This is a genomic window from Emticicia sp. GW821-FHT11C11 (assembly GCF_058808615.1).
Genome location: NZ_JBXARV010000001.1, coordinates 1,496,710 through 1,510,582, shown reverse-complemented (window position 1 = coordinate 1,510,582; position 13,873 = coordinate 1,496,710). Strand labels below are relative to the sequence as shown.

General features: G+C 40.6%; 16 protein-coding genes. 13 read left to right on the top strand and 3 right to left on the bottom strand.

The genetic code is table 11. The features are described 5' to 3' along the window. Nucleotides 1-39: 39 nt before the first annotated feature. From AC1RRY_RS06420 to groL, 9 genes are all read left to right on the top strand, one after another. A complete protein-coding gene (locus tag AC1RRY_RS06420) occupies nucleotides 40-558 on the top strand; it encodes a hypothetical protein (protein WP_492817262.1) in 519 nt (172 codons plus the stop codon). A gap of 300 nt (nucleotides 559-858) precedes the next feature. Continuing rightward, entirely contained in the window at nucleotides 859-2,724 is a 1,866-nt protein-coding gene (locus AC1RRY_RS06415) for a carbamoyltransferase family protein (protein ID WP_492817264.1), read from the top strand. Between the two features lie 43 nt (nucleotides 2,725-2,767). Further along, a complete protein-coding gene (locus AC1RRY_RS06410) occupies nucleotides 2,768-2,917 on the top strand; it encodes a DUF5989 family protein (RefSeq protein WP_492817266.1) in 150 nt (49 codons plus the stop codon). Nucleotides 2,918-2,920: 3 nt separating this feature from the next. Further along, a complete protein-coding gene (locus tag AC1RRY_RS06405; protein WP_492817268.1) occupies nucleotides 2,921-3,283 on the top strand; it encodes an SxtJ family membrane protein in 363 nt (120 codons plus the stop codon). A gap of 156 nt (nucleotides 3,284-3,439) precedes the next feature. Beyond that, nucleotides 3,440-3,901 (top strand): Fur family transcriptional regulator, encoded by a 462-nt coding sequence (locus AC1RRY_RS06400; protein WP_492817270.1) that lies wholly within the window; start codon nucleotides 3,440-3,442, stop codon nucleotides 3,899-3,901. 41 nt (nucleotides 3,902-3,942) lie between these two features. Continuing rightward, the gene (locus tag AC1RRY_RS06395; protein ID WP_492817272.1) at nucleotides 3,943-5,223 is read left to right on the top strand and encodes an adenylosuccinate synthase; all 1,281 of its coding nucleotides are present in this window, start codon (nucleotides 3,943-3,945) and stop codon (nucleotides 5,221-5,223) included. A gap of 70 nt (nucleotides 5,224-5,293) precedes the next feature. Beyond that, nucleotides 5,294-5,845 carry a hypothetical protein gene (locus tag AC1RRY_RS06390; RefSeq protein ID WP_492817274.1) on the top strand — a complete coding sequence of 184 codons (552 nt, stop codon included), beginning with the start codon at nucleotides 5,294-5,296 and terminating at the stop codon, nucleotides 5,843-5,845. Between the two features lie 207 nt (nucleotides 5,846-6,052). Then, on the top strand, nucleotides 6,053-6,328 hold the full coding sequence (locus AC1RRY_RS06385; RefSeq protein ID WP_492817276.1) for a co-chaperone GroES: 276 nt from the start codon (nucleotides 6,053-6,055) through the stop codon (nucleotides 6,326-6,328). Between the two features lie 117 nt (nucleotides 6,329-6,445). Next, entirely contained in the window at nucleotides 6,446-8,077 is a 1,632-nt protein-coding gene (gene groL / locus AC1RRY_RS06380; RefSeq protein ID WP_492817278.1) for a chaperonin GroEL, read from the top strand. Between the two features lie 76 nt (nucleotides 8,078-8,153). On the opposite strand, the gene AC1RRY_RS06375 is transcribed toward groL, so the two are convergent. Next, nucleotides 8,154-9,146 (bottom strand): MBL fold metallo-hydrolase, encoded by a 993-nt coding sequence (locus AC1RRY_RS06375; protein ID WP_492817280.1) that lies wholly within the window; start codon nucleotides 9,144-9,146, stop codon nucleotides 8,154-8,156. Between the two features lie 148 nt (nucleotides 9,147-9,294). Here AC1RRY_RS06375 and AC1RRY_RS06370 point away from each other — a divergent pair, with 148 nt between their 5' ends. Continuing rightward, nucleotides 9,295-10,284 carry a YhdH/YhfP family quinone oxidoreductase gene (locus tag AC1RRY_RS06370; RefSeq protein ID WP_492817282.1) on the top strand — a complete coding sequence of 330 codons (990 nt, stop codon included), beginning with the start codon at nucleotides 9,295-9,297 and terminating at the stop codon, nucleotides 10,282-10,284. A gap of 40 nt (nucleotides 10,285-10,324) precedes the next feature. Here AC1RRY_RS06370 and AC1RRY_RS06365 read toward each other — a convergent pair whose 3' ends face one another. Both AC1RRY_RS06365 and AC1RRY_RS06360 read right to left on the bottom strand, forming a co-directional pair. After that, on the bottom strand, nucleotides 10,325-11,686 hold the full coding sequence (locus AC1RRY_RS06365) for a M20/M25/M40 family metallo-hydrolase (RefSeq protein WP_492817284.1): 1,362 nt from the start codon (nucleotides 11,684-11,686) through the stop codon (nucleotides 10,325-10,327). A 173-nt stretch (nucleotides 11,687-11,859) separates the two neighbouring features. Further along, nucleotides 11,860-12,081, bottom strand: coding sequence for a PspC domain-containing protein (locus tag AC1RRY_RS06360; protein WP_492817286.1), 222 nt, complete (start codon nucleotides 12,079-12,081; stop codon nucleotides 11,860-11,862). A 201-nt stretch (nucleotides 12,082-12,282) separates the two neighbouring features. Between AC1RRY_RS06360 and AC1RRY_RS06355 the strand changes: the two genes are divergently transcribed. The 3 genes from AC1RRY_RS06355 (at nucleotide 12,283) to AC1RRY_RS06345 (ending at nucleotide 13,872) form a co-directional block, all read left to right on the top strand. After that, on the top strand, nucleotides 12,283-12,477 hold the full coding sequence (locus AC1RRY_RS06355; protein ID WP_492817288.1) for a cold-shock protein: 195 nt from the start codon (nucleotides 12,283-12,285) through the stop codon (nucleotides 12,475-12,477). Nucleotides 12,478-12,699: 222 nt separating this feature from the next. Then, on the top strand, nucleotides 12,700-13,173 hold the full coding sequence (locus tag AC1RRY_RS06350) for a hypothetical protein (protein ID WP_492817290.1): 474 nt from the start codon (nucleotides 12,700-12,702) through the stop codon (nucleotides 13,171-13,173). Nucleotides 13,174-13,197: 24 nt separating this feature from the next. Next, nucleotides 13,198-13,872 carry a hypothetical protein gene (locus tag AC1RRY_RS06345; protein WP_492817292.1) on the top strand — a complete coding sequence of 225 codons (675 nt, stop codon included), beginning with the start codon at nucleotides 13,198-13,200 and terminating at the stop codon, nucleotides 13,870-13,872. Nucleotide 13,873 lies beyond the last annotated feature (1 nt).

Genomic DNA, 13,873 nt, shown 5'->3' with positions numbered 1-13,873 from the left:
CTGACCTATTAATGACTTAAATCAAAATCGTGTTCTTCAATGAAATCAATAACAGTACTGTTAATTTTGTTATGCATAAGTTTTCAATCTTTTTCTCAGTCATCAGATACGCTTGTTACCAAAAGAGTATTTGTGACCACCCATATTTACAGAAATGGCTTTAAACTTCCGCACAAAAGAGTACAAGAATTGTTTAAAGATACCTGGCAACCAAGGGCAAAATACAACCTTGGCTATTATATAATTCCGGTAGCCCCGGTAATAACAATTGCAGGGGTAGGTATTGCCGCAATTGCTTTGAAGGGAACCGCAGCCACCACAGTAATTAATGGAAAAGATGTCCACTATAAAGTTCGCAGTTTACCGAAACTGATTGCAGGAATCGGTATAGCCGCCGTAGGTATTTGTCTGATAGAATCTTCTAATGAACAAATACAGCGATCGGTAGATATTTATAATGCCCGCCAGAATAACCTGAGAACCAAGACCTCCCTCATTCAGCAAGTAAATATTGGCATTACTGAATCTAACGGTTTAGGAATGACCTTGCGGTTTTGATTCTGCCGTAAATTGACCTTACAATCTCTTCAATATACAGTAATTCTATTTGAATAATTGCTCCGTATAAATTAGAAGAACCATCTATAATTCAAGTTTCAGATACAATATAACCTGAAGATTAGCATGCTTTCTTTCATACCACATTTTTCTTCTTCATCAAATAGCTGATGCCTCTTTCAATGTTAAACTTGCGTCAAATAAAAATAAACACCATTTAATAACAATATCATATACATAAAGTGATAAACCCTTTATATTTGCATTTCTTAATTTTAAGCAAGGATCATAAGCACTTTCATGACGATTTTAGGAATCTCCGCGTTCTATCATGACTCCGCAGCAGCACTTATAAAGAATGGTGAAATAATTGCTGCAGCACAAGAAGAAAGATTTACGAGAATAAAACACGACCCGGCATTTCCTGCAAATGCTGTTAAATTTTGTTTGGATTACAGTGGCGTAACTCTGGCAGAAGTAGATGCCATTGTTTTCTACGATAAACCTCTGTTGAAATTTGAACGTCTCTTAGAAACATACTATGGGTTTTCGCCAAGAGGCCTTAAGTCTTTTCTCACATCAATACCTGTGTGGCTGAAAGAAAAAATGTTTCTGAAAAGAATGCTTCATGAAGAACTGGAGAAAATCGGAAATTACAATAAAGCAAAAGCCAAACTACTGTTTCCTGAGCACCATCTTTCGCATGCGGCCAGTGCTTACTACCCATCTCCTTTTGAAGAAGCAGCTATTCTGACCATAGATGGTGTGGGTGAATGGGCCACCGCTTCGATCTGCTATGGTAAAGGCGGACAGATGTCTATTCTGAAAGAATTGCGTTTTCCGCATTCATTAGGTTTATTATATTCGGCTGTTACTTATTATTGCGGATTTAAGGTAAACTCCGGGGAATATAAGTTAATGGGTCTGGCTCCCTATGGGAATCATGGTTCGGCACAAGTAGCAAAATTTGTAGAGGTTATTAAAACCCACCTGGTTGATATAAAACCAGATGGCTCCATCTGGCTTAATCAGGACTATTTTAATTATGCTACCGGACTTAGAATGGTTTTTGATGATAAATGGGAGAAACTTTTGGGTTTCGGGCGCCGTGAATCCGAAAGCCTTCTGGAACAAATACATTGTGATTTCGCGCTTGCCATTCAGGAAGTCACAGAGGAAGTAGTAATAAAAATGGCAGAAGAAGCCAAACGATTGACAGGCTCGAAAAACCTGTGTATGGCCGGCGGTGTAGCTCTTAATTGTGTGGCCAACGGTAAATTGCAAAAGACCAATATTTTTGAAAATGTTTATATTCAACCGGCTGCCGGCGATGCCGGTGGAGCTTTGGGAGCCGCTTTAGCTGCTCATTACATCTATTTTAATCAGGAGCGAAAACTGACCCCTAATGCACTGGACGAAATGAAGGGCTCGTACTTAGGACCGGAATACTCGGATCTTGAAGTGCAACAAATGGCCAGAAAATATAAAGCACATTATCAACAGTTCAGTGATTTTTCTGAACTGGCAACTCAAACTGCTCAATTGTTGTCAGAGGGTAATGTGATTGGCTGGTTTCAGGGACGCATGGAATTTGGGCCAAGAGCCCTGGGAGGCCGGAGTATTTTAGGCGATGCCCGGAATTCAGAAATGCAGAAAAAGCTGAATCTGAAAATCAAGTATCGTGAAGGTTTCCGCCCGTTTGCACCATCTGTGCTGGCAGAAGACGTTGAAGAGTATTTTGAATGCGAAACGCCATCACCATACATGTTATTGGTACATGGAGTAAACCCAAAACGAAGAACGCCTTTTCCGGATAGTTACGAAAACTTACCTATGATGGAAAAACTGTACTTCTTACGTTCAGACTTGCCTTCAATCACGCATATAGATTATTCAGCCCGTATTCAGACAGTTCATCAGGAGACGAATCCAAGGTACTGGACACTCATCAATGAATTCAAAAAACAAACAGGCTACGGAGTGATAGTCAATACCAGTTTCAATGTTCGTGGCGAACCTATTGTTTGTACACCTGAAGACGCCTACAAATGTCTTATGCGTACCGAGATGGATTATTTAGTAGTAGGCAATTTTCTTTTCGATAAGAATACACAGCCTAAATGGACAGAATCGGAGTCGTGGAAAGAAGAATACAAATTAGATTAACTTTAAAACTGAATCTACATTAAATAAATACCTTTAATATACTATGGACTTTATACAAGACCTCTGGAGTTTCTTAAAAGAAAGAAAAAAATGGTGGCTAATGCCCATGATTGTGATATTGCTCTTGATAGGCGTATTGATTGTCATTGGTGGCGGTTCAGCCATTGCTCCTTTTATTTATACGTTATTCTAGACAATGAAACAACAAAACAACAAAGAGATTGTCCTGACAATTGTGGTAGGATTGCTGGTGTTTTATTTCATATTTAAACTTCAGGGCTTACTAACTGCGGCATTGGTGGTGGGTTTATTAGGTGTATTTTCCAGTTTTGCGGCTGAGAAAATTGCCTGGATCTGGCTGAAATTTGCTGAAATATTGGGTAGAATTAACTCAACAATTTTGCTAAGCCTGGTTTTCTTTATCTTCCTGACCCCACTCGCCTTATTGATGAAAGTTTTCAAAAAAGATGACGCTCTGAAATTGAAAAAGCCGGGTGCCAGTGCCTATGATGACCGAAATCATACCTATACTCCTAAAGATTTAGAAAATACCTGGTAATTCTTTTGTAAGAATACATTATTACAAGCATTGGGCTTACCTCAATGCTTGTATGCCTGTTTTTAGAAATTTATTCTTTCAACAGTATATTTATCAGATTTTATCTATTTTCTTTGTAACTTCACACCAAAATAATAGTCAAATACAGCGAACAATATGGTTCCAAATTCAACAAATTTTGATTCGGCCAAGCGTATTTTCACTGCCTATCTGGAGTCTAAACAATTACGGAAAACGCCGGAAAGGTATGCTATATTGGAAGAAATTTACTCTCGTGACGACCACTTTGAAGTAGAAGATCTGTATATTTCAATGAAAAACAAGAAATATCAGGTCAGCAGAGCAACTGTGTATAATACCCTTGATTTGCTGGTGGAATGCGACCTGGTAACCAAGCATCAGTTTGGTAAAAATCTGGCACAATATGAGAAAGCTTACGGATATCGTCAACATGACCATTTGATTTGTGTAGACTGCCACAAAGTAATGGAATTCTGTGACCCCCGCGTTCAGAACATCCAAAGCATGGTTGGCGACATGCTGCAGTTTAAAGTAATGCACCACTCGCTGATATTCTATGGAAGCTGTCAACGCGAAAAGTGCGAAAACAAGGTTTAGAATTTTTTAATTAAAACAGAAAATATTCTTTCTAACAAATAATGATTGATATACTTTTAGGTTTACAATGGGGCGATGAAGGCAAAGGGAAAATTGTTGATGTGCTTGCCCCGGATTATCAGGTGGTTGCTCGTTTTCAAGGTGGCCCCAATGCAGGTCATACGCTTGAATTTGACGGAATCAAGCATGTTCTCCACCAAATTCCATCAGGTATTTTCCGTGCTGATTGTCTCAATATAATCGGTAATGGTGTGGTGCTTGATCCTATCGTTTTCCGCAGAGAAATTGAAGGGTTAGCCAAATACAACCTTGACTTGAGGAAAAACCTGGTTATTTCAAAGAAAACAGCAATTATTATACCTACACACCGGTTATTGGATGCCGCTCTTGAAAAAGCCAAAGGCGACTCAAAAATCGGCTCAACATTACGAGGTATCGGCCCCGCTTATTCAGACAAAGTGTCTCGTCAGGGTCTGAGACTCGGAGATATTTTATCGCCGAATTTCGAAAAAAAATATACGGGTCTTGTTGAAAATCACAAGCAGGTGTTGGATTTCCACTCCTTTGCTTATGACCTTTCAGAAGCAGAAAAAGAGTTTTTCTCAGCTGTGGAATTCCTGAAAGGATTCAATATTCTTGACAGCGAATATATCGTAAACGATTCACTGAAAAAAGGACAGAAAATTCTGGCCGAAGGGGCGCAGGGTTCTTTGTTAGATATAGACTTCGGTTCTTATCCGTTTGTAACCAGTTCCAACACCACAGCAGCCGGTGTGTGTTCTGGTCTGGGTGTAGCACCACGCCAGATTGGTGAAGTTTTTGGTATTTTCAAAGCCTATTGCACAAGAGTTGGTAGCGGGCCATTCCCAACCGAATTGAATGACGACCTGGGTGAAGCCATCCGTCAGGAAGGAAGAGAATTTGGTGCAACTACCGGTCGGCCTCGTCGCACGGGCTGGTTAGATTTACCTGCGCTGAAATACAGCATTATGCTCAATGGTGTTACACAATTGATTATGATGAAAGTAGACGTACTGAATTTCCTTGATGAAATCCTGGTTTGTACGCACTACCGCTTACCAAACGGTACAGTGACCGAACAAATGCCTTTTGATTTAACTGATATTGAGGTTGAACCTATCTATAAGCCATTCAAAGGCTGGAAATGCTCTTTAGAGAACTTCCATACTTATGATGAAGTTCCGGCTGAATTAGCGGCTTACATCAATTATCTGGAAACAGAATTAGAGATTCCGATCAGTTTCATTTCTACCGGCCCTGATCGTGAAGCCATTATTTTAAAAGAAGCCGTAGTATCTTAATGCAGTATCTTAATATAGAATAATATAGTAAGTCTCATAGCTATACCAGCTATGAGACTTCATTTTTCAGATGAACAGCATCCTTGCCCAATATCTTTTCAACAAAGAAGTCATTTACAGAAATCCGCCTTCAACGGATATCCCTGTAGAAAAAACAGCAGTAGGAAAAATTGCTGTGCCCGTGGCAAATAACACTGTTCCTCCCCCTACTCCGTCACTTATGCCAGATAATGCTGACACTCAAATTCCCAAACCGGTTTCTTTGAAACTTACCAATACGGTTCTTGTTGTAACAGAAACTATATCAATTGACGAAAAAGAATTCCTAACCAAAATTCTGGCAGCGGTTGGTCTGTCTTTATCACAGATAGATTTGGTTGAGATTCAACAAACCGGACATTCTGACTATTCAGCTTTTACTACACAAAAAACCGCCACCAAATTTATAAGTTTCGGCATTGGGCCAAGTAAACTAAACCTGAATCTGGCGCTCACTCCTTATCACATCAAGCACGAGTCAGGGATTGACTTTCTGATGGCCAACAGTTTAAGCGCCATTTCTGCCGATACCACCCTCAAGAAAAATCTATGGGCAGCATTGCAACAAATGTTTGGCAAATAATTTTTTCGTAATTGCTTCCGATACAATTTAGCTGTGTGTCATGCTTTTTAACAATTTTGTCAGTTAATACTGTAAATTTGTCAGAAAAACGTACCTTTGCCGCTCATTGGCAAAAATCTTGTTCAATTGACAACAGTCTAACTATCAGACACATTTGTCTGGTTTTCACATGTACAATTATTAAAACCATAAAAATCAGAAATAACTATGTCAGTAAACGTAAAGCCACTAGCAGACAGAGTATTAATTGAAGCTGCTCCGGCGGAGGAAAAAACGGCATTCGGTATTATCATTCCCGACACTGCTAAAGAAAAACCACAAAAAGGTATTGTAGTAGCAGTAGGTCCAGGCAAAAAAGATGAGCCTCTATTAGTACAAGTAGGCGACAGCGTACTTTACGGGAAATATGCCGGAACTGAAATTACCGTTGATGGCAAAGAATACCTTATCATGCGTGAATCAGACATCTACGCAATCGTTTAATTATCGAACTCCGGGTTCGTTAATATAGTGTGGGTATGGGTACAGCCCGCCTGCAAAAAACCATTCCTATTCAATTCATTTTCATTCATTCACTAATTAGTAATTAGTAAAAACAACATGGCAAAGCAAATCATTTTTGATACAGAAGCAAGAGAAAAATTGAAGCGTGGTGTTGACACCCTTGCAAACGCGGTAAAAGTAACTCTGGGCCCTAAAGGTCGTAACGTTATTCTTGATAAAAAATTCGGTTCTCCGGCAATCACAAAAGACGGTGTAACTGTAGCTAAAGAAATCGAACTGAAAGATTCGATTGAAAATATGGGAGCGCAACTTGTGAAAGAAGTAGCTTCTAAAACTGCTGACCAAGCCGGTGACGGTACCACTACCGCAACTGTTCTGGCGCAATCTATCTACACTATCGGTGCTAAAAACGTAGCCGCTGGTGCTAACCCAATGGATTTGAAACGCGGTATCGACAAAGCTGTTGCTAAAGTAGTAGAAGCTTTGAAAGGTCAGTCGAAAGCTATTTCAACTTCGAAAGAAATTGAACAAGTAGCTACTATTTCAGCTAACAACGACTTTGAAATCGGTCAGATGATTGCTCACGCAATGGAGAAAGTTGGTAAAGAAGGTGTTATTACAGTTGAAGAAGCGCGTGGTACTGAAACAGAAGTTAAAACTGTAGAAGGTATGCAGTTTGACCGTGGTTACCTTTCGGCTTACTTTGTAACTAACGCAGAGAAAATGGAAGTTGAATTGGAGAAACCATTCATCCTGATCTCTGAGAAAAAAATCTCTTCAATGAAAGAGTTACTTCCGGTATTGGAAGGCGTAGCACAAACAGGTCGTCCGTTGTTAATCATTGCTGAAGATGTTGACGGTGAAGCGCTTGCTACATTGGTAGTAAACAAAATCCGTGGTGCATTGAAAATATGTGCAGTAAAAGCTCCTGGTTTCGGTGACCGTCGTAAAGCTATGTTGGAAGACATCGCTATCCTTACAGGTGGTACTGTAATTGCTGAAGAGCGTGGATTCAAACTAGAAAACGCTGATTTGTCTTACTTAGGACATTGCGATAAAATCATTGTTGATAAAGATAACACTACAATCGTTAACGGTTCAGGTGACCAGGAACAAATTGTGGGCCGCGTAAACCAAATCAAAGCTCAAATCGAATCAACTACTTCTGACTACGACCGCGAGAAACTACAAGAACGTCTGGCTAAATTGTCAGGTGGTGTAGCTATCATCTACATTGGTGCAGCTACAGAGGTAGAAATGAAAGAGAAAAAAGACCGCGTTGATGACGCCCTTCATGCCACACGCGCTGCGGTTGAAGAAGGTATCGTAGCAGGTGGTGGTGTAGCGTTAATCCGTGCACAATCAGCTCTGGTAGGTTTGGAAGGTGCTAATGGCGACGAAACAACCGGTATCGCTATCATCAGATCAGCTATCGAGTCTCCATTACGTACAATCGTTGCCAATGCAGGTGGTGAAGGTTCAGTAATTGTACAGGCTGTGAAAGCTGGTGAAGGTTCGTTCGGTTACAATGCCCGTGAAGACAAATATGAAGATATGTTGGCTGCAGGTATCATTGACCCAACTAAAGTAACTCGTTTGGCACTTGAAAACGCCGCTTCTATTGCAGGTTTATTATTAACTACAGAAGCTGTAGTTTCTGATATAGCAGAAGATAAAGCTCCGGACATGGGACATGGACATGGCGGTGGAATGGGCGGCATGATGTAATCATCAAATGCCTGAATCATATACAAAAGCCCCCGGAGCAATCCGGGGGCTTTGCTTTTATATGACATGCGCCGATTTAAACTTTCAGCATCTCTCCTACTTTTAAAGCCTGTAACTCACCATTGATGGCCTCCTCTGACTCCAGTCTTTTCAGTACCCTAAGCGGGTCTCCCAATGGCTCATCGGCCAAATCAAAAGTACCATAATGCATGGGTATCATAACTTTGGCGTGGGTATCATGAAAAGCCTTCACGGCATCGGAAGGTGACACATGGCTTTGCGCCATAAAAAACTCAGGCTTGTAAGCTCCTATACCTATCAGGCAGTAATCTATGTTCGGAAAAACCTCAGCTATATCTTTAAAATGACCTCCATAGCCCGAGTCTCCACTAAAATAAATGGTTTTGCCTGCTCCTTCAATCACAAACCCACCCCAAAGGCGGCGGTTTGTATCGTTCAGGAATCTCCTTCCCCAGTGTCTCGACGGCACATAAGACACCCTGACAGCCGCATCGGTTTTATATTGCTGATACCACCCTGCCGCCTGAACATTGGTACTTCGGGTAAAGACGGGCAACAAGGTGTCTAATTTCAAACCTGTAAGATAAGTAGCATCAGGATTATTGGCCGATAACACTTTCAGGCTGTTTTCATCGCAATGGTCGCGATGATCATGCGAAATCAGAATATAATCAATCCCCTTTATATCCCCAGCCGGAACCGGCAACGCCGATTGGCGTTTCAATACAGAAATATTAAACAAAACAGGGTCTATCAGAAAAGTAACACCTGCCAGCCTGATAAAGAAAGAAGCATGCCCAAGCCATACAATACAATCTTCTTTTGATTCTATAAAACCTTGGTTGTAAACCACTTCCGGTTTCCATGAATCTGTTTTCTTTTCCAGCTTTTGTGGGTTCCGTGTGGTCTGCCACTTTAACACATCCCGGAACGAATCAACAAACGGAAATTCATGGTTTACGAATCTTCCTTTTTCATTGATGGGAGTGCCGTTCCATTCAAATGGCAATGACAGGTTTATTAATTCCGGATTAGAAGTATAAGGCATTTTAGCAGACAGGTTTCTTTTAAAAATACAAAGCCCTTAATAAAAGTTCCATTGCCCGGACACTCATTGATGAGATACAAAATATTAGGTTTGTACGGTTCTTCTCTACAAACTTTTATTCATATTTGCTGAAACAATACTGAATAACATGACAACTTTCCGCGCATTTTATGTCAGCGAAAATGCCGACAAAAGCTACTCAAACCAGATTATCGAACGGTCAACAGATGATTTACCGGCAGGAGAAGTGCTGATACGGGTAAAGTATTCTTCTCTGAATTACAAAGATGCCCTGTCTGCCACAGGTAATCGGGGTGTTACCCGAAACTACCCTCACACGCCCGGCATTGATGCAGCAGGCATAGTTGAAGCATCTGCTTCTCAGGCATTTGCTAAAGGCGAAAAAGTGATTGTAACCGGATTTGATTTAGGTATGAACACAGCAGGCGGATTCGGTGAGTTTATTCGAGTGCCTGCCCAATGGGTAGTAAAACTGCCGAGAGGGTTGCGTCTGAAAGAAAGCATGGTTCTGGGTACAGCCGGTTTAACAGCAGCTTTGTGCATTGATAAACTGGTACAAAACGGACTCACACCCGACAAAGGAAAAGTAATAGTAACCGGAGCAACCGGAGGTGTAGGAACCATGGCGGTAATGATTCTGGCAAAATTAGGTTTTCATGTAGCGGCCGTAAGTGGTAAACCTGAAGGGGCCGCATTTCTGCAAAGCCTGGGAGCCAGTGAGGTAATTTCTCGCGATGCAGTTAACGATCAATCAGGCAAACCCCTACTGAAAGGTCTGTATGCCGGATGCGTTGACACCGTAGGAGGAAACATACTGGCTACTATTCTTAAATCAATGCAATACAATGGGGTTGTGAGTATCTGTGGCCTGGTGCAATCACCTGAACTGCCCACCACAGTTTTCCCCTTTATTCTGAGAGGAGTTTCGATGTTCGGAATTGATTCGTCTGAATGTGATATAGAATGGCGAAAAAAGATGTGGAAGAATCTGGCTAAGAAATGGAAACCGGCAGGTATTCAAAGCATCAGTAAAACTGTAACGCTTAATGGTTTGGCCAAAGAAATAAAAAAGATATTGAAAGGAGGACAAATGGGTAGAGTGATTGTGAGACTTTAAAGCGATGTCCCCTTCCGCGGAAGGGGACATCGTTCATATATTATAGACCGTATTTATCAATCAGATAAACCAACGCAGCCATCGATGCGGCACCCAGTTTCAGTTCTCTTTCATTTACGGCATCCAGATTATCGTTCTGTGCATGATGGAAATCAAAATAGCGCTGTGAGTCAGGTTTGAAACCAATCAGCAAAGTGCCCAGGTTTCCAAGCGGGCCGATATCAGCACCACCACCACCTCTGCCGATTTCAGCCAATCCGTAAGGTGCCAATAATTTTTTATACACTTCTACTTTGGCTATTTGCGCATTGGTACCAACCATACCAAAACCTCTGGGGGTAAACCCTCCGTTGTCTGATTCAATGGCGGCAATGTGGTTTTCGCTATTTTGTTTTGCCAGGTCGGCATATTTTGTTCCGCCTCTCAATCCATTTTCTTCGTTCATAAACATCACGACTCTGATCGTACGCTTTGGTTTTATACCAAGGGCTTTGAGGGCTCTCAATACTTCTATAGACTGAACACAACCGGAACCATCGTCTTGTGCGCCTTCAGCCAGATCCCACGAATCAAGGTGACCACCCACTACAATTATTTCATCCGGTTTTTCAGTACCTCTTATCTCTCCTATTACATTGTGCGAGGGCGCATCAGGTAAGGTCTCACAGTTTTGTTTAAAATAAAATTTCAGTTTCGGATTCTCTTTCAGTAATTTGCTCAACAGATTAGCCCCATTGGTACTGATAGCTGCAGTAGGTATCATCGGAATCCCCGGTGCATATCTCATACCTCCTGTGTGTGGAATATCGTCATGCAGGGTTGTCATAGAGCGAACAATAGCACCTACTGCCCCGTATTTAGCAGCTTCTGAGGCACCATTTCCACGTTGCATTACAGCTCCGGCATATGCCTCAAAGGTATTTATCTTTGTGGGGTCCATCGGGCGGTTAAATAATACAATTTTGCCTTTTACTTTGGCTTCACCCAGTGCTTTCAGCTCTTCAAATGTTTTTACTTCAATTACCTCAGCTCTGACACCCGTTGCCGGAGTTGCTACCGAGCCACCCAGTGCAACAATTGGTACTTTAACCTTTGCTTTTCCGTTTTCAATAAAGGCTTGTTCTTTTGCACCCCGCACCCAATGAGGTACCATCACATCCTGCAAAAACACTTTCTGGAAACCATAATCTTCCATTACTTTTTTAGTGTATTGCACAGCTTTTGCTGCTCCTGCCGAACCGCTCAGCCTGGGCCCGATGTTCTTACAGAGATAGGTTAATGTTTTATAACATTCGCCGTTTGTCAGGATTTCATCATAGATTTTTCTGATTTGCAGAGAATCATTGTTTTGTGCAAAACCAGAGTACGCACAAAAAAGCAGAAAAAAGAGGATTTTCTTCATGTGTTTGTTCGGAAGTGTTTAGAGATTACGTTTTCCAAAAGTACATTTTTTGGATAAAATATCCAACCTAACTTCACAGGTAAACGTGTGTAGTCAACAAAACCCGAGGTAGGAATAGCAATATAAAGGTATGATGAACCGGGAGGTAGTGAAAATAAAGAGTAAATCTTATTTTAAAACTCCCATACTGTAGGATTTTTATGGCGACGCAGGTGCTTGCGCACTTCCATCCAGAAAGCCAGGAAAAGATAAACAATAATAGGAGATCCGAAAGTAAAGAAAGAAGCATATATAAAATACAGCCTTACGCTACTTGTCGAAAAGTTAAGCTTCTCTCCTAATCTGGAGCAAACCCCAAAAAGCTGATTTTCTACTAGGTATCTTAAGCGTATCATTTCTTTTTTCTGCAAAGTTACAACGAAACTACTAATAAACTCCAGATTAACAATAAAACTACAAAAAATTAATATTACGCGGTGCTTTTTTGTGCAAAAAAATATGAGTTTTGTCCTAATATTTTTCTCAAAAAGCTTGCTTTCTCATTTTAATTATGTACATTGCGATTCATTTCTTCATTTTTATTAAAATTAATTTCAATGCAAACAGGTGTAGTAAAATTCTTCAATGAGACCAAAGGCTTTGGATTTATCGTTGATGCAGCTTCTGGTCAAGAGATCTTCGTTCACGTGACAGGCCTCGGCGGCAGAAAGATTCGTGAAAATGATGAGGTAGAATATGAAGTTGTCGAAGGTCGCAAAGGTTTGAATGCAGTCAACGTGAAAAAAATATAATTTTTTTCTAAGTACGATTGATTCAGTTCCAAAACCTCACTATTAACCAGTAATAGTGAGGTTTTCTTTTTTAGTATGCGTAATTTCCCCTGATTACATAGGGGTTTTTACGCATTAATTAAGTAGCGATATAATTATTTGAACGTGATAAGATATATTCCTGAAAGATTTCAAAACACTCCTTAAATAATTTATTTCACCTATTAAAAACAACTTACTACCATGGCACTACATTGGCCTTACTCTCCTGATGAAGCTGTGAAAATCGGAGAACTTTTCCCTGTTTCAGAAGCGCAAGAATATTCTGAAAAATTTAAGACTGTTGTGGGTTCATCAGGCAAAGAAGACCCGCTTGCATCGAAATTCATTGTAGATGGCGTAACCAGAAATGCCGAATTTATTGGTTTGAATGGTATTGAAGAATTAATTGCCCGGGCAAAGAAAGTAGCCAAAGTAGTAGGTATCAGAATCTACTACGGCCTGGCTTACGAATCTTTAAATACAGGCACCGGTATATCTGAAATTTCACCCACCCCTATTAAAGGCGGAGACCCGGTGGAAAGACCGAGATTATTTCTGGTTGCTGTAGACGAAAAGGGCGCAGACATTAAGATTGACCTCACGGGCTTCAAAGATGTGCCTGATGGCAACGGAGTAGGCGGTGGCTCTCCTCAACCTCCATATGGGCAATCATAAACATAAAAGAACCAGAATTATCGAATGAACGGACTCATGCTCTTTTCTACGGTTTCTGAAGTAAGTATTCTTATTCCTGTAGCGATTACATTCATCAAAAGAAAACATCTCAGCACAGAATTAGGAATACTTACTGTATACGTAATGCTTACGCTTATCAGAAACATTATCGGAGTAACCTCAGATATTCTCTATTACTCAGGTCTCAAAAATTTTAATACACTGTTTTTTTATAATTGGCAGTCGGTGCTGGGTTTTTATGCCATCACTTTTTTGTACTTCCGCCTTTTGCAATACAGATACTGGAAAATATTCATTATTATTGCTGCCTGTGTTTTCACACTTTTTTCGATCGCCGAAATCCCCTCAGGCTCTATCACCCAAATTCACACCGGCTCTTTTAATCAATATACCTATACTGCTTCAAGTCTTATTATTTTGATCATTGTGCTCGCTTATTTCTACCAGCTTTTGCAAGATTTAAAAGTCGAAAATATCACAAAATTTCCCTACTTTTGGGTGAGTGTAGGGTTATTATTTTACTTTGGTGGTAGCCTTTTCGTAAATTTATTTCTGGTAAAAGCCTCTGCCAGTATCACTCAAATAACCTGGGGGATTAACTCTGCACTTAGTATTGTATTTCACTTTACTATCTCTCTGGCATTCTGGTATAGTAATTCATTAGAAGACAGGCATTGAC

Coding starts and splice junctions, on each gene's coding strand:
- AC1RRY_RS06345 (WP_492817292.1), top strand. CDS start 13,198: ATGAACGGACTCATGCTCTTTTCTACGGTTTCTGAAGTAAGTATTCTT.
- AC1RRY_RS06400 (WP_492817270.1), top strand. CDS start 3,440: ATGGTTCCAAATTCAACAAATTTTGATTCGGCCAAGCGTATTTTCACT.
- groL (WP_492817278.1), top strand. CDS start 6,446: ATGGCAAAGCAAATCATTTTTGATACAGAAGCAAGAGAAAAATTGAAG.
- AC1RRY_RS06415 (WP_492817264.1), top strand. CDS start 859: ATGACGATTTTAGGAATCTCCGCGTTCTATCATGACTCCGCAGCAGCA.
- AC1RRY_RS06390 (WP_492817274.1), top strand. CDS start 5,294: ATGAACAGCATCCTTGCCCAATATCTTTTCAACAAAGAAGTCATTTAC.
- AC1RRY_RS06420 (WP_492817262.1), top strand. CDS start 40: ATGAAATCAATAACAGTACTGTTAATTTTGTTATGCATAAGTTTTCAA.
- AC1RRY_RS06370 (WP_492817282.1), top strand. CDS start 9,295: ATGACAACTTTCCGCGCATTTTATGTCAGCGAAAATGCCGACAAAAGC.
- AC1RRY_RS06350 (WP_492817290.1), top strand. CDS start 12,700: ATGGCACTACATTGGCCTTACTCTCCTGATGAAGCTGTGAAAATCGGA.
- AC1RRY_RS06355 (WP_492817288.1), top strand. CDS start 12,283: ATGCAAACAGGTGTAGTAAAATTCTTCAATGAGACCAAAGGCTTTGGA.
- AC1RRY_RS06385 (WP_492817276.1), top strand. CDS start 6,053: ATGTCAGTAAACGTAAAGCCACTAGCAGACAGAGTATTAATTGAAGCT.
- AC1RRY_RS06360 (WP_492817286.1), bottom strand. CDS start 12,081: ATGATACGCTTAAGATACCTAGTAGAAAATCAGCTTTTTGGGGTTTGC.
- AC1RRY_RS06375 (WP_492817280.1), bottom strand. CDS start 9,146: ATGCCTTATACTTCTAATCCGGAATTAATAAACCTGTCATTGCCATTT.
- AC1RRY_RS06395 (WP_492817272.1), top strand. CDS start 3,943: ATGATTGATATACTTTTAGGTTTACAATGGGGCGATGAAGGCAAAGGG.
- AC1RRY_RS06410 (WP_492817266.1), top strand. CDS start 2,768: ATGGACTTTATACAAGACCTCTGGAGTTTCTTAAAAGAAAGAAAAAAA.
- AC1RRY_RS06405 (WP_492817268.1), top strand. CDS start 2,921: ATGAAACAACAAAACAACAAAGAGATTGTCCTGACAATTGTGGTAGGA.
- AC1RRY_RS06365 (WP_492817284.1), bottom strand. CDS start 11,686: ATGAAGAAAATCCTCTTTTTTCTGCTTTTTTGTGCGTACTCTGGTTTT.